This is a genomic window from Alteromonas sp. ISO5 (assembly GCF_058105165.1).
Window position 1 is genome coordinate 2202018 of record NZ_CM176572.1, and the last position, 20206, is coordinate 2222223.

22 protein-coding genes are annotated in these 20206 nt (G+C 48.6%); 9 read left to right on the forward strand and 13 right to left on the reverse strand.

Annotated elements, in window-relative coordinates; genetic code table 11:
- Nucleotides 1-185: 185 nt before the first annotated feature.
- Complete coding sequence (locus tag AC2T0J_RS10040; RefSeq protein WP_489809995.1) at nucleotides 186-863, forward strand: glutathione S-transferase; 678 nt, start codon at nucleotides 186-188, stop codon at nucleotides 861-863.
- A 4-nt stretch (nucleotides 864-867) separates the two neighbouring features.
- Here the strand turns inward: AC2T0J_RS10040 and recQ are convergent, their stop codons facing one another.
- Complete coding sequence (gene recQ, locus AC2T0J_RS10045; RefSeq protein WP_489809996.1) at nucleotides 868-2748, reverse strand: DNA helicase RecQ; 1881 nt, start codon at nucleotides 2746-2748, stop codon at nucleotides 868-870.
- Nucleotides 2749-2906: 158 nt separating this feature from the next.
- Between recQ and AC2T0J_RS10050 the strand changes: the two genes are divergently transcribed.
- Together AC2T0J_RS10050 and rarD are read left to right on the forward strand one after the other, a co-directional pair.
- Nucleotides 2907-4244 carry a magnesium transporter gene (locus AC2T0J_RS10050; protein WP_489809997.1) on the forward strand — a complete coding sequence of 446 codons (1338 nt, stop codon included), beginning with the start codon at nucleotides 2907-2909 and terminating at the stop codon, nucleotides 4242-4244.
- 81 nt (nucleotides 4245-4325) lie between these two features.
- Complete coding sequence (gene rarD, locus AC2T0J_RS10055) at nucleotides 4326-5174, forward strand: EamA family transporter RarD (protein ID WP_489810313.1); 849 nt, start codon at nucleotides 4326-4328, stop codon at nucleotides 5172-5174.
- 240 nt (nucleotides 5175-5414) lie between these two features.
- Here the strand turns inward: rarD and AC2T0J_RS10060 are convergent, their stop codons facing one another.
- Nucleotides 5415-5717, reverse strand: a complete 303-nt coding sequence (locus tag AC2T0J_RS10060) for a hypothetical protein (protein ID WP_489809998.1) — start codon at nucleotides 5715-5717, stop codon at nucleotides 5415-5417.
- Nucleotides 5718-5743: 26 nt separating this feature from the next.
- Nucleotides 5744-6187 (reverse strand): MarR family winged helix-turn-helix transcriptional regulator, encoded by a 444-nt coding sequence (locus AC2T0J_RS10065; protein WP_489809999.1) that lies wholly within the window; start codon nucleotides 6185-6187, stop codon nucleotides 5744-5746.
- Between the two features lie 94 nt (nucleotides 6188-6281).
- On the opposite strand from AC2T0J_RS10065, the gene AC2T0J_RS10070 reads away from it, so the two are divergent.
- On the forward strand, nucleotides 6282-6740 hold the full coding sequence (locus AC2T0J_RS10070) for a hypothetical protein (protein ID WP_489810000.1): 459 nt from the start codon (nucleotides 6282-6284) through the stop codon (nucleotides 6738-6740).
- A 90-nt stretch (nucleotides 6741-6830) separates the two neighbouring features.
- Here the strand turns inward: AC2T0J_RS10070 and AC2T0J_RS10075 are convergent, their stop codons facing one another.
- Both AC2T0J_RS10075 and uvrD read right to left on the reverse strand, forming a co-directional pair.
- Nucleotides 6831-8084, reverse strand: a complete 1254-nt coding sequence (locus tag AC2T0J_RS10075; RefSeq protein ID WP_489810001.1) for a GGDEF domain-containing response regulator — start codon at nucleotides 8082-8084, stop codon at nucleotides 6831-6833.
- Nucleotides 8085-8092: 8 nt separating this feature from the next.
- Nucleotides 8093-10261 carry a DNA helicase II gene (uvrD, locus tag AC2T0J_RS10080; protein ID WP_489810002.1) on the reverse strand — a complete coding sequence of 723 codons (2169 nt, stop codon included), beginning with the start codon at nucleotides 10259-10261 and terminating at the stop codon, nucleotides 8093-8095.
- A gap of 323 nt (nucleotides 10262-10584) precedes the next feature.
- Here uvrD and cysE point away from each other — a divergent pair, with 323 nt between their 5' ends.
- A complete protein-coding gene (gene cysE / locus AC2T0J_RS10085; RefSeq protein WP_489810003.1) occupies nucleotides 10585-11400 on the forward strand; it encodes a serine O-acetyltransferase in 816 nt (271 codons plus the stop codon).
- Between the two features lie 52 nt (nucleotides 11401-11452).
- Here cysE and AC2T0J_RS10090 read toward each other — a convergent pair whose 3' ends face one another.
- Complete coding sequence (locus tag AC2T0J_RS10090; protein ID WP_489810004.1) at nucleotides 11453-11806, reverse strand: hypothetical protein; 354 nt, start codon at nucleotides 11804-11806, stop codon at nucleotides 11453-11455.
- A 199-nt stretch (nucleotides 11807-12005) separates the two neighbouring features.
- Between AC2T0J_RS10090 and AC2T0J_RS10095 the strand changes: the two genes are divergently transcribed.
- Nucleotides 12006-12914 (forward strand): MipA/OmpV family protein, encoded by a 909-nt coding sequence (locus AC2T0J_RS10095; protein ID WP_489810005.1) that lies wholly within the window; start codon nucleotides 12006-12008, stop codon nucleotides 12912-12914.
- A gap of 53 nt (nucleotides 12915-12967) precedes the next feature.
- Here AC2T0J_RS10095 and AC2T0J_RS10100 read toward each other — a convergent pair whose 3' ends face one another.
- Nucleotides 12968-13612 carry an MBL fold metallo-hydrolase gene (locus AC2T0J_RS10100; RefSeq protein WP_489810006.1) on the reverse strand — a complete coding sequence of 215 codons (645 nt, stop codon included), beginning with the start codon at nucleotides 13610-13612 and terminating at the stop codon, nucleotides 12968-12970.
- 245 nt (nucleotides 13613-13857) lie between these two features.
- Between AC2T0J_RS10100 and AC2T0J_RS10105 the strand changes: the two genes are divergently transcribed.
- The gene (locus tag AC2T0J_RS10105) at nucleotides 13858-14079 is read left to right on the forward strand and encodes a hypothetical protein (protein WP_489810007.1); all 222 of its coding nucleotides are present in this window, start codon (nucleotides 13858-13860) and stop codon (nucleotides 14077-14079) included.
- A 59-nt stretch (nucleotides 14080-14138) separates the two neighbouring features.
- On the opposite strand, the gene AC2T0J_RS10110 is transcribed toward AC2T0J_RS10105, so the two are convergent.
- The 3 genes from AC2T0J_RS10110 to AC2T0J_RS10120 are packed head-to-tail and all read right to left on the reverse strand — an operon-like array spanning nucleotide 14139 to nucleotide 16737.
- Nucleotides 14139-14300: a hypothetical protein gene (locus tag AC2T0J_RS10110; RefSeq protein WP_489810008.1), complete on the reverse strand. Its 162-nt coding sequence runs from the start codon at nucleotides 14298-14300 to the stop codon at nucleotides 14139-14141.
- Between the two features lie 38 nt (nucleotides 14301-14338).
- Nucleotides 14339-14521, reverse strand: a complete 183-nt coding sequence (locus AC2T0J_RS10115; RefSeq protein ID WP_489810009.1) for a PA domain-containing protein — start codon at nucleotides 14519-14521, stop codon at nucleotides 14339-14341.
- 11 nt (nucleotides 14522-14532) lie between these two features.
- The gene (locus AC2T0J_RS10120) at nucleotides 14533-16737 is read right to left on the reverse strand and encodes a S9 family peptidase (protein WP_489810010.1); all 2205 of its coding nucleotides are present in this window, start codon (nucleotides 16735-16737) and stop codon (nucleotides 14533-14535) included.
- 137 nt (nucleotides 16738-16874) lie between these two features.
- Between AC2T0J_RS10120 and AC2T0J_RS10125 the strand changes: the two genes are divergently transcribed.
- Nucleotides 16875-17507 (forward strand): NAD-dependent epimerase/dehydratase family protein, encoded by a 633-nt coding sequence (locus AC2T0J_RS10125; RefSeq protein ID WP_489810011.1) that lies wholly within the window; start codon nucleotides 16875-16877, stop codon nucleotides 17505-17507.
- Nucleotides 17507-18250 (forward strand): tRNA1(Val) (adenine(37)-N6)-methyltransferase, encoded by a 744-nt coding sequence (locus AC2T0J_RS10130; RefSeq protein WP_489810012.1) that lies wholly within the window; start codon nucleotides 17507-17509, stop codon nucleotides 18248-18250. The genes AC2T0J_RS10125 and AC2T0J_RS10130 overlap by 1 nt, the downstream gene beginning before the upstream one ends.
- Before the next feature lie 71 nt (nucleotides 18251-18321).
- Here the strand turns inward: AC2T0J_RS10130 and AC2T0J_RS10135 are convergent, their stop codons facing one another.
- The 3 genes from AC2T0J_RS10135 to AC2T0J_RS10145 all read right to left on the reverse strand — a co-directional run bounded on the left by AC2T0J_RS10135 (nucleotide 18322) and on the right by AC2T0J_RS10145 (nucleotide 19975).
- Complete coding sequence (locus AC2T0J_RS10135) at nucleotides 18322-18723, reverse strand: ExbD/TolR family protein (RefSeq protein WP_489810013.1); 402 nt, start codon at nucleotides 18721-18723, stop codon at nucleotides 18322-18324.
- A 198-nt stretch (nucleotides 18724-18921) separates the two neighbouring features.
- Entirely contained in the window at nucleotides 18922-19047 is a 126-nt protein-coding gene (locus AC2T0J_RS10140) for an LPD1 domain-containing protein (protein WP_489810014.1), read from the reverse strand.
- A gap of 130 nt (nucleotides 19048-19177) precedes the next feature.
- Nucleotides 19178-19975: a CLCA_X family protein gene (locus AC2T0J_RS10145; RefSeq protein ID WP_489810015.1), complete on the reverse strand. Its 798-nt coding sequence runs from the start codon at nucleotides 19973-19975 to the stop codon at nucleotides 19178-19180.
- Nucleotides 19976-20206 lie beyond the last annotated feature (231 nt).

Here is a 20206-nt window from a genome sequence, read left to right on the forward strand (position 1 = left end):
AGCCAGCGAGAAAAGGCTTTCATCGAATGATGGCAATATGTCAGGGGCAGCAAAACAACGGTTGCTCAATAGCCAATCAACTTATTTTGGCAATAGTTAATCCAACGGCGTGATTTTACGTAATAGAAGCATCTCATTGCTTTTATAGCGTCGCGACGAATGCTGCGACCTCCATAAGGTTTGTTATGACATCTGCTAACGGATTAACCCTGCACCATCTCAATAATTCTCGCTCGCAGCGTATTTTATGGCTGCTGGAAGAGTTAGGAGTAGACTACCAAATTAAGCACTATCAGCGTGATGCTAAAACCAATCTGGCACCAGAAGGTCTCCAGGCGGTTCATCCTCTCGGTCGCGCGCCCATTATCACCCACGGCGATACCACGCTGGCAGAGTCGGGCGCTATTATTGAATACCTGATTGATGAATGTGGCGGACAATTGAAACCGACAGACAGCCGTGATGCGCTCAATCAGTATCGTTTCTGGATGCATTTTGCCGAAGGCAGCCTGATGCCGCCGCTGGTGGCGCGACTGGTTTTGAGTAAAGCAAAGGAGAAAGCCAGCCCGTTTTTCATGAAACCTGTGGTGGCCAAGGTGGTTGATGCGATCACCAACGCTTATTACGGGCCAAACTTAAAAGCCAGTCTCGACTATGTGAATAACTACCTTAAAAATCACGAGTGGTTTGCCGGGGACAGTTTAAGCGGTGCGGATTTCCAGATGAGCTTTCCGCTGGAGGCCATGCAGGGACGGGTCGGTAAAGGGCAGTATGAGGCTATCGACGCCTGGGTCAATAAAATCCACAACCGGGACGCCTACCAGCGCGGGCTCGAAAAAGGCGGTGAGTACGCTTACGCCTAGGTGGTTACTCGTCGTCGCGTTTGAGGTAGTCGTTAATCAGTTGCAGGAAAGGCGTGCCGTAGCGCTCCAGCTTGGTTAAGCCCACCCCGCTTACTGCCAGCAATCCTTGCTTATGTGTCGGTTTGCTGGCGGCCATTTCGGCCAGAGTAGCGTCGTTAAAGATAACAAAAGGCGGTACGTCGTTTTCCTGCGCCAGCACTTTGCGTAGGTGTTTAAGCCGGGCGAAGAGTGCTTTGTCGTAGTTTTTCAGCGCGGTTTTCGCCGGTTTATCGGCTTTAATCTCAAGCCGCGGCGTGGCAAGTTCTACCGGGATTTCGCCTTTCAATACCGGGCGGGCAGCCTCGGTTAAACGCAGCACCGCATGGCTGGCAATATCCACCCGGATATAGCCCCGGTGGATTAGCTGGTTAATGATGTTGTGCCAGTACTGATCGTTGTGATCTTTACCAATCCCCCAGGTCGACAACTTGTCGTGACCGGTTTCCTGTAATCGCTTGAGGTTTTTACCGCGCAGTACATCAATTACGTACTGGGTAGCCGCCTGCTGCTGCAGACGCAAAATACAGCTGAGGACTTTCTGGGCGGTTTCCAGACCATCAAAGGGGCGGGGGGGATCAAGGCAAATATCACAGTTACCGCAGGCGGTATCGCTAAATTGCGAAAAATAATTAAGTAATACCTGACGTCGACAGGTTTGCGCTTCGGCGAAGGCTTCCATAGCGGCGAATTTTTGCAGTTCAATGGCGTTGCGATCGGCCATTGAGCCCTGATCAATCCACTGTTTTACCCGGGCGCTGTCTTTCTCGTCAAACAGCAATAAGGCTTCGGCTGGCAGCCCATCACGGCCGGCGCGGCCGGTTTCCTGGTAATAACTCTCAATACTGCGCGGCACATCGTGATGGACCACATAGCGAACGTTAGACTTATTAATGCCCATGCCAAATGCCACGGTAGCGACAACCACGTCAATTTTGTCGGTAATAAACTGGCGCTGCACGTAAGCCCGTTCGTCGGCATCCATTCCCGCATGGTAGGCGGCACTCTTAAAGCCCTGACGGTGTAATTTGGCACTGAGATCATCAACCTTGGCCCGGGAATTACAGTAAATAATACCGCTGCCATCCTGCTGACGAATGTAGGTAACTATTTGCTCAAAAGGTTTGTACTTGGCCATTACCCGGTAGCGGATATTCGGCCGGTCGAAGGAGCCTTTATACACCAGTGGGTTATCCAGCCCCAACTGTACCTGAATATCCTGTTCTGTGGTGGTGTCGGCTGTTGCTGTCAGGCCAATGACCGGGATATCCGGGAAGCGCTGTTTTAGCTGACCCAATGACCGGTAGTCCTGGCGGAAATCATGCCCCCAGTGCGACACGCAGTGCGCTTCATCTACTGCGAACAAGGCGATTTTAGTTTGCGCCAGCATATTCAAAAAGTAGCGTTGCAACAAGCGTTCAGGCGAAACGTAAATAATATCGTAGCGGCCTTCCTGCAGGCGCTGTACGGTAGCCTGATAATCGTCCTGATCGAGAGAAGAATTCAGATAGGCGGCTTTCACCCCGGCCTCTTTTAATTGCTCTACCTGATCCTGCATTAATGAGATCAGCGGCGAAACAACGATGCCTGTGCCTTCTCTCACCATGGCCGGAATTTGATAGCACAGGGATTTTCCGCCCCCCGTGGGTAGTAACACCAGTACATCCTTGCCATTAATGGTGTGATCAATCACCTCGGCCTGACCAGAACGAAACTCGCTGTAACCGAAGATATCCTCAAGGATTTGCTGAGCATTACGGCTGTCTGCGGGCCGCGCAGCACTGGCCACGATAGCTGGCGGGCTATCGTTATCGTCGATGGCTGTGGGAGTATGAGGTGTAGCAGTCATGAGTCGCAGAGTTTACGCGTTTTTTGCCTGAGGTTCACGGGTTTTGCCCGACTTTTTCTGCGTCTTGCTATAACTGACTGATGTACCGCGACAGAGTCTTTCCTGCTGCGATAACAACAGTGTTATTATGAATCAAATTTTGTTGTGTGGTGGAACTCATGGCTGAACCCTTACCCGATCTCATTGAAGAAATCGTTGCCGATAACGGCGTCGACGACATTCACGCTGTGGTTGAACAGCTGTTGCCGGCTGAAGATGTTGAAATAGCCACGCTGTTAGAATCTCTTCCCGTTGAAGAGAGGATGTTGCTGTGGGAAGTGTTGCCCGATGTCCGTAAGCTCGACGTGCTGGTTGAGATGCGGAGCGATCCGCGGGAAGTGCTGATTTCCGCCACGCCAGACGATAAATGGAGTGCCATTTTACTGGGCATCGACGCCGAAGACTTACTTGAGCTGATGGACTCCTTGCCAAGCAAGTTGCTGGAACTGGCCATTCAGGCTCTGGATGAACAGCAACAGGCTTACTTTCGCGATGCAACCCAGTTCCCCGACGAACAGGTGGGTCACTGGATATCTCACGAAATGCTGGTGCTGCCGCTCAATGCCAAGGTGCGTGATGGCCTGCGCTTAATTCGCCGCAATGTGCCGGCGCACTGTGATAGCATTTTCCTGGTCAATCGCTCCGGACAGTTTTCTGCCGCGGTGAAGTTAACCGCTGTATTCGGGGCACCGGAACATTTGCCCATGGTTGAACTTACCGAAGAGTCTATGCCCGTTATTAAAGGCAGCGATGATTCCACCACTGCGTCTCTATTAGTTCAGCGCAGTGGTTATGCGGGATTACCTGTGGTCGATGACAACAATAAATTGCTTGGCAGACACGATATTTTAAGTGCCAGTGAGCTGGTCAACGAATATTACGAACGTCAGGTAATGGCAACCGCCGGTATGGATGAAGACGAGGATTTATTTGCGCCGGTGGCAAAAAGTGCCCGTAGTCGTGCCTTGTGGTTAGGTATCAACCTGCTTACCGCATTTATGGCCTCGTGGTTTATTGGCTTATTTGAAGCCACCTTACAACAGGTGGTAGCACTGGCGGTGCTGATGCCTGTGGTAGCCAGTATGGGCGGGATCGCGGGCAGTCAGACCTTAACCCTGATTGTGCGGGGTCTGGCGCTTGGCCAGATCACCAGTGCCAACTTAAAAGCCCTGATGACCAAAGAGCTCAAGGTCGGTGGTGTGAATGGCGTGATTTGGGCGCTGGTGATTGGCATTGTGGCCTATATGTGGTTCAGCGATCCACTGTTAGGGCTGGTTATCTGCCTGGCCATCTTTGTTAATATTCTGGCCGCAGCCCTGGCCGGAGTGGTATTGCCGGTGATCCTGGAAAAGCTCAAAATCGACCCGGCGCTTTCCGGCTCGGTTATTCTCACCACAGTCACCGACATCGTGGGTTTTGTAGCCTTTCTGGGCCTGGGTAGCCTGTTTTTACTGTAATGAAAAGGAAACGCTTTGAACGCTGAGGCTACTCAACGCCAGGCCACCGCCGGTCTTCTCTATGCGGTGGCAGCTTATACCATGTGGGGGATTGCCCCGTTATATTTTAAACAAATTGCCAGTGTACCGGCGCCTGATATTCTGATGCATCGCATTGTCTGGTCGGCGGCATTGTTGGCATTATTACTGTTGGGATTAGGGCAGTTTGCCAGAGTCAGCGCTATTTTCCGGTCTAAACGGTTAATCGGATTACTGGCGGTGGCGAGTGTGTTACTGGGCGGTAACTGGCTGCTGTTTATTTGGGCGATTAACGCCGACATGATGCTCGAAGCAAGCCTGGGTTATTATATAAACCCCTTGCTGAATGTCTTCCTGGCCAGGGTGTTTCTGCAAGAACGCCTTCGCCCAATGCAAAAAGTCGCGGTTGTATTGGCCATTATCGGGGTGGCGAATATCATTATTGCCCACGGTACTTTACCCTGGGTAGCATTATTGCTGGCTGGCAGTTTCGCAATATACGGCTTGTTACGTAAGCAAATTCCAGTAGAGCCGCTACCTGGATTGTTTATGGAAACCCTGGTACTGCTGCCCTTCGCGGCACTTTACTGGGTGTATTTTGCTTCTGAAGCGGCCAATATGTATACCAACGAATGGTCGTTAAATGCCTGGTTAATGGCGGCAGGCGTGGTGACAACCCTGCCATTACTGGCGTTTAATGCGGCAGCTAAACGGATTATGTTTACTACTCTTGGACTGATCCAATACATAGGCCCTACACTGATGTTCATTTTTGCTGTTGGCATGTACGACGAGCCACTGGAACCAGCAAGGCTGGTGACCTTTGGGTTTGTCTGGTGTGGCTTAGTGTTATTTAGTCTGGATTCACTGAAAACCTATCGTCAGCAGCGCAAAGTGCTACGGGCAGCGTAAGCATTATGGCGGCTGACCCGGTATGGATTCAGGGCATTATCTATGTGATATCCTTTTGCCAGTAAGTGGTCAGCGCGACCATTATCAGTTCAGTTGACGATGGTCGCCGGTGAATGCGTGGTTTTATTTTTAAATCAGAGGATTAGGGCTAACCTGTCCGGATAAATAAAGGGCTTGCTGTCTACCACTTTTATCTTGGCCATATCAGTATGATCTGAATTTAGTATAAAATTAAACTCATCATCGCATAGGCTTGATGGCACCTGGAATACCGCAGATCCGCCGTTTCTGTGCTCGTCGGCACCCATTTTCTGCGTGATGACCGCTAATACCCGATAAGGCATTCACCGCCGTATTATATTCACTGATGGCTGGTGTAAGCGGCTTTTTGCTTTTTACGCAGCGCTCAATCGTTCGCTTCGTAGTGTGGAGAATCCGCTCTGAGGCAGACTGGTCAAACATCAGTTTACCTTGTAGTCTTTGGACGTTTTTCACAGAGATGCCTTTGATGAGCACCTCTATTTCATCAACCGGAGATGACATTTTATTAATTGCCCCATCTTTAAAAGTTAGCGATCAAAAGTGTCGGAGACACGTTTCAGCACTGACAGTGTGGTTTCAAGTTCTTCCTGAGTGATACCTGTTGAGCATCTAGTTGCCCATCCAGATTGTTTTTCATCTAGCTTTGAATAAATCTCTTTCCCAAAATCCGAGAGGCCTACCAACTTCGCACGTTTATGATCTGGATTTTGAATAAACAATAAAAATCCATCCTTGTGCATGACATCAACAAGTCGTTGTACGGCTTGTCGTGTCAGTCCCATACTTCTTGCTATCTGTGACACTGTTTGTGGCTCACCGGTTAAGTAAAGGGCACCTAATATTTTCCATCGGGCGCTCGTAACTCCATATTCAAAACCCATCTGGTCACCTTCACTAACAAGGAGTCCTCCCAGCTTGAACACTTCAAGAACAATTTCGGTGAACACCGGGCCTTTTTTAGATTCGTTCATCTGCAATCCTTTTAAATATGACAACATGTTGACAATATTGGGTGTCACTTACATAATGACAACATGTTACCAATTATTTATTTCGGAGGATATCATGATTCTCGTAATCCATCGGTTTGCAGCACCAATTGCCATTTTGTGTATAGCCTTGTTTTTCTCAGCAACCATTTTCGTTGAGCTTATTGGCTCGGCTGAATCCATTGCAACCGTGAAAAGCCTGATTGTATGGCCTGGCTTGTTTATACTCGTACCTGCCATTGCATTAACGGGTGGTAGTGGTATCGCATTAGCAAGATCAAGAAAAGGAAAGCTCCTACAACAAAAAAAGAAGAGAATGCCTTTTGTTGGAGCGAATGGAATATTTGTGCTGATCCCATGCGCAATATTCCTTGACCTCAGGGCATCTGCAGGTGTTTTTGATGCCTATTTTTATGTAGTGCAAGGTATTGAACTGCTTGCTGGTACAATCAATCTCATATTAATGGGAATGAACATGATAGATGGGTTTAAAATGAGCGGTAGGTTTAGGCAGTCAGTGTTAAGCAATCGCTAATACCTTGTCGGTCACTTACTTTCCAACGGGTAGCAAGTCTGAATGTTCTGCCACAGATAATAGCAAAGCAGTTAACATATATTACTTATATTAAGAGGCAGGAATAGCGTCGTGAACCACGCGGTTGCGACCATTATGCTTGGCCTGGTACAACAGTTTATCCGCCGTGGTAAGCATAGACTGAATATTGCGGTCACTTCGGGTTGTCAGGCCAATACTCACCGTTACTTTTACGTTAAGCTTACCGAAACGTACAGGATGCTCGCTGATTTTACGATACACCCCTTGCAGGCGGGAAACCGCTTCCTGAGGCGATGTGTCGGGCAAATAGATGCAAAATTCTTCGCCACCAAAGCGGGCGATAATCACATCTGCGCACATTACGGCAAGGCGGTTAGCCACCACTTTCAGTACTTCATCGCCAGCATCATGGCCGTGGGTGTCGTTGATGCTTTTAAAAAAGTCTAAATCCAGTAACGCCAGTGCCTGATTGGCTGGTTGATTGCGTTGCATCTTATTAACGGTATAGAAAAAGTGGCGGCGGTTAGGTAAGCCGGTAAGGTAGTCGGTATTGGCCGTGCGTCGGATGGTTTCCACATTTTCCAGCAGTTCTATGTTCTGATTTACCCGGCACAGAAACTCTTCGAGGTGGTAGGGCTTGCGCACAAAGTCGTTAGCGCCGCTTTTTAAAAATCGCGCCGACAACAGATTATTGCGGTCGTTGGCAAGACCAATTATCGCCAGATCTTCCTTGCTGTACTGTTTGCGCAACCAGGCAACAAATTGCGTAGGCGGTTTATCCTGAAGATCGCTGTCGACGAATACCAGCTTGATATGGCTGTGTTCATCGAGGAGTGTTTCGGCTTGTGCGGCAGCAGCACATTCGTAGGTAATAAAGTTATGTCGACGCAGCAGGGCCGCCATAGCGGTGCGCTCACTTCGCTTAGGGTTAATCACCAGAACGCCGGTGGTTTTATTTTTCTCTAACCGGCCAATCAGACGCATGAGATAGTCAAAAATCTGCGCGTTTTCTTTGGGGATATAATCTACTACCTCGCGGGATAACACCGCTTTGCGAATATCTTCTTCCAACCTTTCAGTTGTAACAATGGTCGGTAAATAGCTTTTTACCGAAAAGTCGATGGCTTCACCATTGGGAGCATCCGGCAGGTCGTAATCCACAATGGCACAGAGAAAATCTTCCGGGTCACTGTTAATAAAAATGTGTTTGGCAGCAGTCAGTGAAGTGGCAAGTACTGGCTTTAATTGCGCCATCTCAACCAGCTTGGTCAGCAGGCTGATAGTACTCGTACTGTCTTCAATTATCAGCACCTTCTGCTGCACAATGCGTCCTATATCACCTCTAGTTTGGCAAAACTCAGTACCAGCCATTTGCTGCCGAATTCGTCAAAGTTTACCTGAACCCGGGCATGGTCGCCGCTACCTTCATAGTTTAGTACTACGCCTTCACCAAACTTGCGGTGCTTTACCCGCTGCCCCAGTGAAAAACCACTTTGCTCCATCCGCTCATGGGACGCTGCATTGCTGAAACGACTTGTGACCGGTCTTGACACTGTAGACGTCAGACGGATTTCTTCCACACATTCGTTGGGAATTTCCCGTAAAAACCGTGATGCTGTGTGATATTTTTCCTGTCCGTACACCCGGCGCATTTCGGCGTAGGTCATGTACAGCTTTTTCATGGCCCGGGTCATACCCACATAGCAAAGTCGGCGTTCTTCCTCCATACGGCCCGGTTCGTCGTTGGTCATCTGGCTTGGGAACATACCTTCTTCAACCCCGGCAATAAAGACCAGCGGGAATTCAAGTCCCTTGGCCGTGTGAATGGTCATCAGTTGCACCGCGTCCTGATCACCACTGGCCTGGGTTTCACCGGCTTCCAGTGAAGCATGGGCGAGAAAGGCCTGCAGTGGTGTCATGTCGTCGGCTTCTTCGGGAATAACAAACTGCTTACAGGCGGTTACCAATTCTTCTAAGTTTTCCAGACGCGCCTGGGCTTTCTCGCCTTTTTCAGCCTGATACATAGCATATAGTCCAGACTGGTTGATGGCTTTGTTAGCCTGTTCTTCCAGAGGCTGGCCTTCAAATTCGTCGGCTAGTTTATTAATCAGCTCAATAAAGGCGTTCAGCGCATTGGCGGCGCGGCCCTTCAGACTACCATCCTGAATGAGTTGCAAGCTGGCCTGCCACATGGAGCAATCTTGCAACCGTGTTTGTTCGCGAATAGTCGCCAGCGTTCGCTCGCCTAACCCGCGACTGGGCGTATTCACTACTCGTTCAAATGCAGCATCGTCATGAGCGTGATTGACCAGGCGCATATAACCCAGTGCATCCTTAATTTCCTGACGTTCGAAGAAGCGCAGACCGCCATAAATACGGTAGGGGAGGCTTTGGTGTAGCAACGCTTCTTCCAGCACCCGTGATTGCGCATTGTTGCGGTATAAAATAGCGACTTCTTTTAACTGGTTGCCCTGATTATGCCAGTCGGAAATCTGCGAAACGATAAAGCGGGCTTCGTCGAGGTCGTTAAAGCCAGCATAAATCGAGATAGGCTCGCCATCGTCACCGTTGGTCCAGAGTTCTTTACCCAGGCGGCCCTGGTTATTGTCGATAACTGTGTTGGCGGCTTTCAATATGGTGGCGGTAGAGCGGTAGTTTTGTTCCAGACGAATGGTGGAAGCACCATCGAAATCTTTCAGAAAGTGTTGGATGTTATCCACATTAGCACCACGCCAGCCGTAAATAGACTGGTCGTCGTCACCCACAATCATTATGTTGTTGTCCTGATTACATAACAGCCGCAACCAGGCATACTGAATATTGTTGGTATCCTGAAACTCGTCTACCAGTACTGCGCGAAAACGACGCTGATAGTGCGCCAGTACATCTGGATTCTTAACCCATAATTCGTGAGCTCGCAATAACAATTCAGCAAAGTCGACCAGCCCTGAGCGGTCACAGGCTTCCTGATAGGCCGCATAGATATCGCGCATTTTCTGCTGGGTATGATCACCATGGGTTTCGATATGCTGAGGGCGTAGACCTTCGTCTTTATTGCCGTTGATATACCACTGGATTTGCCGGGGGGCCCAGTGCTTTTCATCCAGGTTCATGGCCTTCAGTACCCGCCGTATCAGACGGTATTGGTCGTCTGAATCGAGGATCTGGAAATTTTCCGGCAGATTGGCTTCGGCGTAATGAGCGCGTAATAAACGGTGTGCCAGGCCATGAAAGGTACCAATCCACATGGTATTTAACGGCCGGCCCATAACATGCTCTATACGGCCGCGCATTTCACGCGCCGCTTTGTTGGTAAAGGTCACCGCCAGAATACTGTAAGGGGCGATATTTTCCACCTGCATTAACCAGGCGATACGGTGCACCAGCACACGGGTTTTACCACTGCCGGCACCCGCTAGCACCAGCATGTTAGACAGCGGCGCAGCAACGGCATCGCGCTGTTTATCGTTTAATTCGTCGAGTAACTCAGAAACATCCATAGCAATACAAAAACACCTGTGTTTTTATTCAGGCCATAAAAAGCAGAGTATGCCATTAAAGCCTACTGCGTTAAACCGCGCTTGCACAATAATGGCGGATTATTGCCCGTAGTCACATAATGAAAGGGATCTGGGCGAAATCCGGTCGGATACAAGGTAGTATTAACTTTCCGGTGTCGCAGACCGCGCAGAATTCTCCGGCTATCGTAATTTTTTCGGGTTACCTCTTGAATTGGTGCCATAAACCATTATGTTACCGCTACGCGCGTTGGCTGGTTTATTCTTGTTCAACCTTACCCGCACAGCAAACTATAGGAATGCCCATGCATGCACTGACCGATACTGCTGACTTTTGGCTGCAGCTAAAAAAAGAAGCGCGTCAAATTGTCGATGAAGAGCCGCTATTAGCGAGTTTCATTCATGCCTGCATTTTAACCCATCATAACTTTGAGTCTTCGCTGAGCTTTATTTTGTCGAACAAAATGGCCGACGATGTGATGCCCGCACTGACCATCAGGGAGATTCTTGACGAAGCGTATTTGCTGGAGCCGGCAATTGTTGAGTCAGCGATCGAAGATATTCGTGCCATCTACACTCGTGACCCGGCCGTTACCAATTACCTCAACGTGCTGGTCCATTTCAAAGGGTTTCAGGCGGTTCAGGTGCACCGGATGGCGCATTATTTGTGGCAACAGGGGCGGCATCAGCTGGCACTGTTTTTACAAAGCCGGAACTCAGAAACGTTTGCTGTAGATATTCACCCTGCGGCAACTATCGGTAAGGGCGTAATGTTCGACCATGCAACCGGTATTGTAGTGGGCGAAACGGCAGTCATTGAAGATAACGTTTCGATTCTGCAAAACGTGACTCTGGGCGGTACAGGTAATGAAAGCGGCGACCGTCACCCCAAAATCCGCCAGGGCGTAATGCTGGGCTCCGGTGCCAAAGTGTTAGGTAATATTGAAATTGGCGAAGGCTCTAAAGTGGGCGCGGGTAGTGTTGTGCTTAATGATGTACCACCGCATGTAACGGTGGTGGGTGTGCCGGCCAAAGTGGTAGGCCGTCCCTGTTGTTCACGACCCTGCGACTCTATGAATCAAAACGTGCTGGAAGACAACCAGCCCTACGAGCAAGATTAAAGCTTACGGCTGATCGTTAAAACGGTCAGCGTTTGCCGTGCCAACGGGAGGATTAGTTTTGCGGGAATTCACCTTTGCTTAGCAAGCACAATTCACAGCCTTTTACTGATAAGCCCTTTCCATACTCAGTCTGTAATCTGGTGTAATCTTCAGGTGTGACACAAAAGATCATACTAATTTGATGCTTTTCAACCAGCGCAATGAGTTCACTGGCGTAGCGCAACTGTGCGCCAAACATATAGCTGCGGTGATGCCAGGGCTCCTCGTTCAACACATATAACGGTTCAAACTGTGCCGCCTGCGTCAGGTATTCAATCAGTTGGTAGGACGCGATATCCGTGCCTGCCACAATGACGCGCTGCGGTGTGGGGCGAAAGCATTGTTTTAAATAGTGCAGCAATCCCATCAGAGAGTCTTGTTAGCCTGAAGTAATGGCATCATAACGTAATTTTCCACGGGCTGAAGCCTGAATTCTGCGTCACAATCCGATTGTCGTGTGTGGACGAATTTTTTCATCCCTAACGTTGTTTAGTCAGTATAAAGGAGGCTTTTGTCAGGTATAAGGTCTGCCGGTTGGCGGCGGTTTTCTCTTTAAGGATGTTGTTATGTATTTTGCTCAAACACTCGGCATGCTGGTTCTTCTGACAACGCTGTGCCTGTCGGCTCAGGCGGCGTCTGAAGATAAAGACATCGAGGAATCGCCAAATCGTGATTTAACCGGGTTTGAGGGGCTAAATGAAAAACTGCCGTTATGGGAAGCCGGCGTTGGCGGCGGCATGATAGAAACACCTAACTATCCAGCCTCAGCAGAACGTAATTTTGTGGCCCTGGCATTACCTTACGTGATTTATCGAGGTGATATTTTTCGGGTTGGCGGGCAAGGTGGTGCCAGGGCCGTATTTCTGGAAAACGAAAGGCTTGAGTTGGATCTGAGTTTCAGTGGCGCTTTTGCGGCAGACAGTGATGATAATACCGCCCGTGAAGGCATGCCTGAGCTTGACTATTTAGTGGAGGTCGGCCCACAGCTGATTTATAAAATAAAAGACTTTTCTTTTGACGGTGGTGGTCACTCGCGCCTTAATGCCCGTTTTCAGGCACGCGCTGTGGTCTCAACCGACTTTGGTGGATTTGACGCCAGAGGTTTTGTTTTTGAGCCTGCGTTAACCTATCAGCAACGCGATGTGTTCCTGCCTGATACCGGATTGAGGCTGGCCTTTAGAGCGACCTGGGCGACGGAAAAGTTACATGACTATTTTTATGCGGTAACGCCGGAATATGCAACCGCAACCAGGCCCGCTTACGATGCAAAAGGTGGCTATCTGGGAGCCGAATTGTCGGCCAGTGTTGCTTTTCCTGTAATCGACAATGTTCGCGGCTTTTTATCCACGTCAGTGCAATTTAACAGTGGATCAGCGAATCAAGACAGTCCGCTCTACGAGCAAGATATTACCTATAGTATTGGTGTCGGATTGGTCTGGCGTGCGTATAAAAGCGATGCCAAAGCCAGCTGGTAAGGTATTTCAAACGCGTATGAAACCGTGTCATACGGCTTCATACATCATTGACATCAGCCAAACTTAGCGTCGGCGACAAACGGGTTGGTTTTACGCTCGTGGCCTATGGTGGTCGTTGGGCCGTGGCCCGGATATACAATCATCTCGTCTGGTAAGGTAAACAGCTTGTCACGGATAGCATCAATTAATTGCTGATGATTGCCTTGTGGAAAGTCGGTACGGCCAATTGAACCGGCAAAAATAATGTCCCCCACAATCACCTGGTTACTGCTGCGTTCAACCAGGGCTATGTGACCGGGGGTATGCCCCGGGCAGTGCAAAATTTCCAGCGTCAGGTTGCCAACAGAAATGGTATCGTCTTCGGTTAACCACTGGTTGGGGCTAAATGGCTGTGTGGGTGGAAAGCCAAACATCTGACTTTGTTGCAGCAGGCCATCAAGCCAGAACTTGTCACCAATGTGCGGGCCAATAACGGGCACGTTGTAGTGGGCTGCCACGGCAGTGGTGCCGCCAACGTGGTCGAGATGGCCATGGGTGAGAATAACTTTTTCGATAGTAACCTGTTGCTCGCTTACCGCCTTATAGAGCTTTTCTTCATCGCCGCCGGGGTCGACCAGCGCACCTTTCATGGTGGCGGGATCCCAGATTAACGAACAGTTTTGAGCAAACGGGGTAACGGGAATAACAAGTATTTTCACAATAGTATCTGACCAGGAAATTTGTTGTTATGTTAGCAGGAAATATTCATTGATGTCACAAGCGTACTTGCCATTATCACGGTATAGTTGGTGCGTTGATTTTCAGCGATTTTTTAGTGTTATTATACTAAAGTTCAATAAATAAGAGTTTGTCTGGCTATACCTGATTATCCGTATCAATATGCACCCAGTGCCGTTACTGCAAATATAATAGTTGTGAAATTTATTGTATGCAGGAGACGAAAGTGGACGTTTCTCGGGAAGATCTGAAGATCATCATTATGGATTTGCTCGACGCTGGACAGTTTATCAGTGACGAGTCGTTTAATACGGCTTGTGAATGCAGTGTGTGCAAAGAGAAAGCAGTAAAGGTGGGTTTGGATATTGTGCATAAGGAAGACTGTCCGGTAGGGCGGGCTTGTGATGCTCTGGGGTATGTGTTCAGAGGCTTTGCTAAAGAAAGCTGAATTAGCGGGTTATGAATAAAAAGGGCTGTGTTATCACAGCCCTTTTTGTGTTTATCGATTTAGTTAGAAAACCACAGTAACTGTGGCTGAACAGCTTGTGGTGCAGGTTTCGCACACCTGATAGTCATACCGCCAGCACCGCCGTCTAGCGGGGTTGCTTTAAGTGCCTCGTGAATTTCCGTACCGCTCAGGTATGCATAGTCGCTGGCTTCTACCGACACATCCCTGCTTGTTGCTGCTACCAGCGTTGGAAGACCGTTCAGCGCTGGTAGCAGCAACAAGCAGGGAAAGAGATAGTGTTGGTGTCGCCCAGCGTACCGTAAAGCATGTCGGCTTTGTTGTTAATGATCACCGCACCCATACCGTCTGATGCTTCACAGTAGGCCACTTTATCGTGGAAGCTGATAGCTCCACGGTCGATAACACAGATGCTGCCTGTCACTTATCGAGTGTTTACTGCACATCAAAATGTCTGTCAAAGAAATTTGTGATGGTGTGATACAAATGTATACCTGTTTGCTTACCACGAATACTGTGCTTTTTACCCGGATAATCCATTACCTCGAAAGGCTTGGCAGCATCCTGCAGGTGTTTATACAGTTTGGTACTGTGAGTAAACAACACGTTGTCATCGGCCATTCCATGATAAACCAGCAGCGGGCCTTTCAGGCCGTCGGCATAAGGAAAAACGGATGAAGCGTCATAGGCTTCACTATCGGTATTTGGGTTGCCCATGTAACGTTCGGTGTAATGTGTGTCGTATAACCGCCAGGTGGTTACCGGTGCCCCGGAGACTCCGGCTTTAAAGTAATCACCCGCTTTAAACATGCTCATGATTGTCATGTAGCCGCCGTAGCTGTGGCCGTATACGCCAATACGTTCTTTATCCACATAGGGCAGGGTGTGAAGGAATTTAACGCCGGTTACCTGGTCGTCTACTTCCACACTGCCCATGGCTTTGTAGATGGGTTCCTCGAATGCTTTACCACGGTAGTTTGAACCTCGGTTGTCAATGCTGAACACCACGTAGCCTTTACTTACCCAGTATTGCATCAGAAGGCCGCGGTTACCGCCCCAGGCATTATTGACCACCTGTGCGTGCGGGCCGCCATACAAGTAAACAATAACCGGATGTTTGCCTTTCAGTTCAGTCGGTTTGTACAGGCGATAATACAGGTCAATGCCGTTGTCATTGGTGATGGTGCCAAACTCAGGCTCTACCCAGTCGCTAAGGTAGGGCGTAAGCGGGTGGTTTTCATCCAGTGCATTCTCTTCCAACCAGGTGAGCTGTTTACCACTGGCGTTATGTAAGCTTACCTGAGTAGGGCGGTTCGCGGTTGAAGAGCTATCTACATAAATCGACGCGTCGTGGCTAAAGCTAATACCGTGCATGCCGTCGCGGTTGGTCAGGCGCTTTGGTGCACTGCCTTTCAGATCAGTAACATACAGATGGCGCTCCAAAGGCGTATCTTTGCGACCGGTAAAGTAAACCTGGCCGGAGTCATCATTGACCGCTTCCAGTTCATCCACTACCCATTCGCCCTGAGTAAGCTGGCGAACCAGTTTGCCTTCGTTGGTAAACAGGTACAGGTGTTTAAAACCATCGCGCTCGGAAGCCCAGATGAAACGCTTACCGTCTGCCAGGAAGGTAAAGTCATCGTGCAGGTTTACCCAGGTATCCGACTGCTCTTTAAGGACCAGAGTCTGCTGGTGGTTGTTTACGTTGTAACTGCGCAGCTCCAGTTGCTGTTGGTCGCGGCTTTGCCATTGATAGGTGAAGTGCTGACTGTCGGGCATCCATTTACCGCGGGCAATATAAATATCCTCTTCTTTACCGGTATCAATCCACTGACGGTTACCGCTTTTGATGTCCTGTACGGCCAGTTTAATGGTGACATTCGGGGTACCGGCCTTGGGATACTTCTGCTCGATCATCTTGATCTCGTCAGCATAGATTTCTGAGCGGGTGATCACTTCAACCGGCGATTCATCGACTTCGGTAAAGGCAATGTATGACTCATCTGGAGACCACCAGTAGCCGGTCATGCGATTCATTTCTTCCTGCGCGACAAACTCCGCCATACCGTATTTGATATTGCCACCACCTTTGGTGGTAATCGCCGTTTCCTTGCCTGATGCTATGTGTTTGATGTAGAGGTTCTGGTCGCGAATAAACGAGATGTAGTTACCTTTTGGCGATAACTTAATGTCGGTTTCAAAGCTATCGGTGTTGAGCAACTGGCGAGCGCCAGGTTGACCTAACTGGTGGTAAAACACATCACCGCCCATGGGGAAGAGCAGCGCCTTACCATCGGCAGACCATTGATAGCTTACTATACCGCTGCCGGATAAACGCATCCGTTCACGACGGGCTTTTTCTTCATCAGAAAGGGCTTCTTCGCCGGTGGACAAGTCATCGGAATCGAACAACAGGCGCGAGGTACCTGAAGCAATATTATATTCCCACAGGTCGAGACGTTCGTAGTCAGACTGTTTGCCCTGCAGGTAAGTTACCCGCTGGCCGTCGGGGGCAACCTGTAAGTTTCTGGGAGAGCTACCGTCCAGTGATGGCGATGCATAAATTCGTTCGATGGTCAGCTTTTCAGCGGCTACCGTGTTCGTGAGCATAAGGGCTCCAAGTATTAATGCTTTTTTCATGGATACGCTATTATCTGTCGTTATTAAAGCTTGCTTACTGCACGTATTTGCTCTGAAATACGTAGAAACAAGTTGTTGTTATACAGGAGAACCCGGCAGTGTGCGGGCTCCATTTTAAAGCTAGAGGATGACACAATTTGCCTGCATTAAAAAGCGCACTTATCCTGGGAGCCAGTGGGTTGGTAGGGCAGAACCTGCTCAGGCTGCTGTTACTCGATCCCCGCTATGAATCGGTAACCTGTCTGGTCCGGCGTCCGCTGGGGCGGCAGCACTACCAGGATCCCGATAACAAGCTGCGGCCGGTAGTGATTGATTTCGGTAACCTGGATGAGTATCAGGGCTATTTTTCGGTTGATCATGTGTACTGCTGTTTGGGCACTACATTAAAGAAAGCCGGCGACATCAGTGCCTTTCGCAAAGTGGATTTTGAATATGTTCACGTTGCGGCTCAGTTGGCCAGAGCACAGCGGGCTGGTGGATTTGTGTGGATTTCCTCGGTGGGGGCTAACGCCAAAAGTAAAAATTATTACCTGCGCGTGAAAGGGGAGCTGGAAAATGCGATTATGCGCATGCCGCAATTGCCCAATGCCGCTGCGGTAAGGCCAGGCGTGCTGATTGGTGAACGTCTCAACGATAACCGTCCCCTGGAGCGATTAGGGGCAGGCATGATGCAGTTGCTTAAACCTTTACTTATTGGCCGCCTTAAAAAATACCGCGCAGTATATCCCCACCAGGTCGCCAGAGAAATGCTCCGCCACCAGACATTCTGATGAGTAAACCATCGAAACAACCCAGAGGGTTTCAGTGTAAGCAGTTTTTCGTCGCCCATGATAACTGCGCAATGAAAGTCTCAACAGACAGCCTTATCCTGGGCAGTTTCATTGACGTAGCCCATGCTCGCTCGATTCTCGATGTCGGTACCGGCTCGGGAATACTGGCACTGATGCTCGCACAAAAAAGCGCGTCTGATATCACCGTTACTGCTATTGATATCGACCCAGGGGCGATTGCTCAGGCAACTCACAATGCCGCTAACAGCCCGTGGCCTGAAAAGATACGGGTGGTGCAGAGTCCACTGCAGAATATGGACCGTCAACTGCAGTATGACCTGATAGTCTCGAACCCGCCGTATTTTGCCGATGCTGAGAGCCCTACCCATGCTTATGCGTCGATGTCTGAGATCCGGGGGCAGGCGCGAACTGAGCAAACACTGAGCATTGAACAGTTTTTCGCAGAAACTGCTAACCTTAGCGCAGATGATGGCAGGCTATATTGTATGTACCCGGCAGCGAGAAAAGCCGAGGTGCTCAATTGCGCCTTGATGTACGGATGGCATGTGTATCGGATAATGGCTGTTCAGCATAACGCCGGTTCACTACCCTATTTAGACGTGTATTGCTTTCAACAAACCCCCTCACAACCTGAAGCAAAATCGCTGATCATCCGTACCGAGGATAACCAGTATACGCCGCAGTATAAAAAGCTTTGTGGTGAGTTTTATCTTAATTTTTAACTGAGCAGTGAAATTGCAGGCACAAAAAAAGCGCGATAGACGCGCTTTTTCTCTTATCTTAAACCCGGAAGTTAAGATTTAACCAGAACAGATACCTTATTGATACCGGCTTCTTTAGCCTGGTTCATTACCTCAACCACTACACCGTGCTCAGTATTTTCGTGAGCCTGGATAGCTGCAGTGTCGGTTGGGTTTTCAGCTAAGTAAGTCTGAATATTCGCGATAACACGACGGATGTCGACTTCACGGCCATTCATCATGATCGTACCTGCTTCATCAATACGAATCGACAGAGATTTACTTGGCTGGTTTGATGCGTTTTTGTTTTCTGGGCGATTAACATCCAGACCTTTTTCTTTAACGAATGATGTCGTTACGATAAAGAAGATCAGCATGATGAACACAATGTCCAACATGGGCGTCATGTCGACCTGGGCTTCGTCATCCCCAGAAGTATGCTTTTTTCTTTTCATTTCGTTTTCTTGTCTCTAACACTTGTCTGCTTAGTATACTGTTTGTAACAAAAAAATGTAGTAATTTGTACAATCAATATTACCAAAAGCGATTAACTTACTGACTTAGTCGTTCACTTTCGTTAGAAAGCAACATCATTTTGCGGACAGCGCCACACCCAGTTGGTAAAAATACAACTTAAAAGCGTCGTTTAGCTGCTATCCCAAAATACCATGAGGATAAATGCCAAGTCTAGCCTCTACTGACATTTTTGTCCCCAGCACTAAGAATGCGTTCTTAATTAGCGGCTCCTGGACGCACGCTTCAACGTCCCTCGCTGCCAACGGTGTCCAGAAAGAGTAGTTGAAACTACTCAGTCAGGCGCCTATTCAATGGGGATTAGACCCGTTCCGCAGCATCCTGCCAGGCCCATGGCGTGTCTTAAATATGAGTCGTATTTATAACGAGATGTTATTAACGATTGTCTAGTGCTTTGCCTAATGCAGAGAAGTACTTCATGAAGTGATGAGCGATTATGCATCGGTGCTCTTCAACTGGATAAATGCCAAGATGAGCCTCTGTAGTATTTTTTGTCCCCTGAACAAGAAATGCATTTTTTGTTTTATTATCTTGTATAAATGACTCAAAGGCGCGGGCACTAACCTCTTGTGGTAGTGCATAGTAGTAGATTTTCAAAATCCTATCAGCTTCAACACTTTTGTTGAATAGCTGGCTGGGTTGATCGCTATTTTGTTGTAGGAAAATATGCTGAAAGCAATTTTCCAATAAATTGTTAATTGGATGCTCTACTATCTGCTGGTGTTTTAGCCAAAGCGCTGAGGCAAAACTATCGGAAGAACTCTGTTTAAATAGCTTGGATGCGATGAAGTGATCGAATGAGTGAAACCACTCGTGAGCTAGTGAGCCTGCCCCAGCGTTTTTTGCCAAGGCTAGCGTTCGTGTGCGAGAGTTGTAGTGAGCTGAGCAGTGCTTTTGACCTCCTTTGCCAAACGCTATTGATAGCGTTCCATTGAGTGAAATGACTTTTTCAGGAACATTTAGAATAGTCATCAAATCACAAAAGGCATCAAAGAATAGATTTGCCGCAGCCTGTTGTTCTTCCCTTGTAACCCAGGCACCGACTTCTGCGGTTCTAAAACCAAATATCTTCAAGATGTCATTAAATGAAACGTCTGCGCCGTCTCTATGGCTTGGGCCATTCCTGTAAAATGAATTGAAAATTCGTGATCGTCTTGCTTGTTCAGATTTCATAAAAAGTAAGTCTAACGCTTCTAAGGCAAAAGAGATTGAGACGGGATACGCATTGCAGCAGCTCAACTGTACAAACTGTCCACCGTTAAATTAGTTAACCCTTTCCACTTTGTTCATATAACTTCTGTCCACTTTTGCACGTAATGCTAAGTCTTCCTGCGTTATCCCTTAATATTTACGCGCATTGCGAATATTGAGCCCAAACTCAATATTACGTTCAGATATATTACG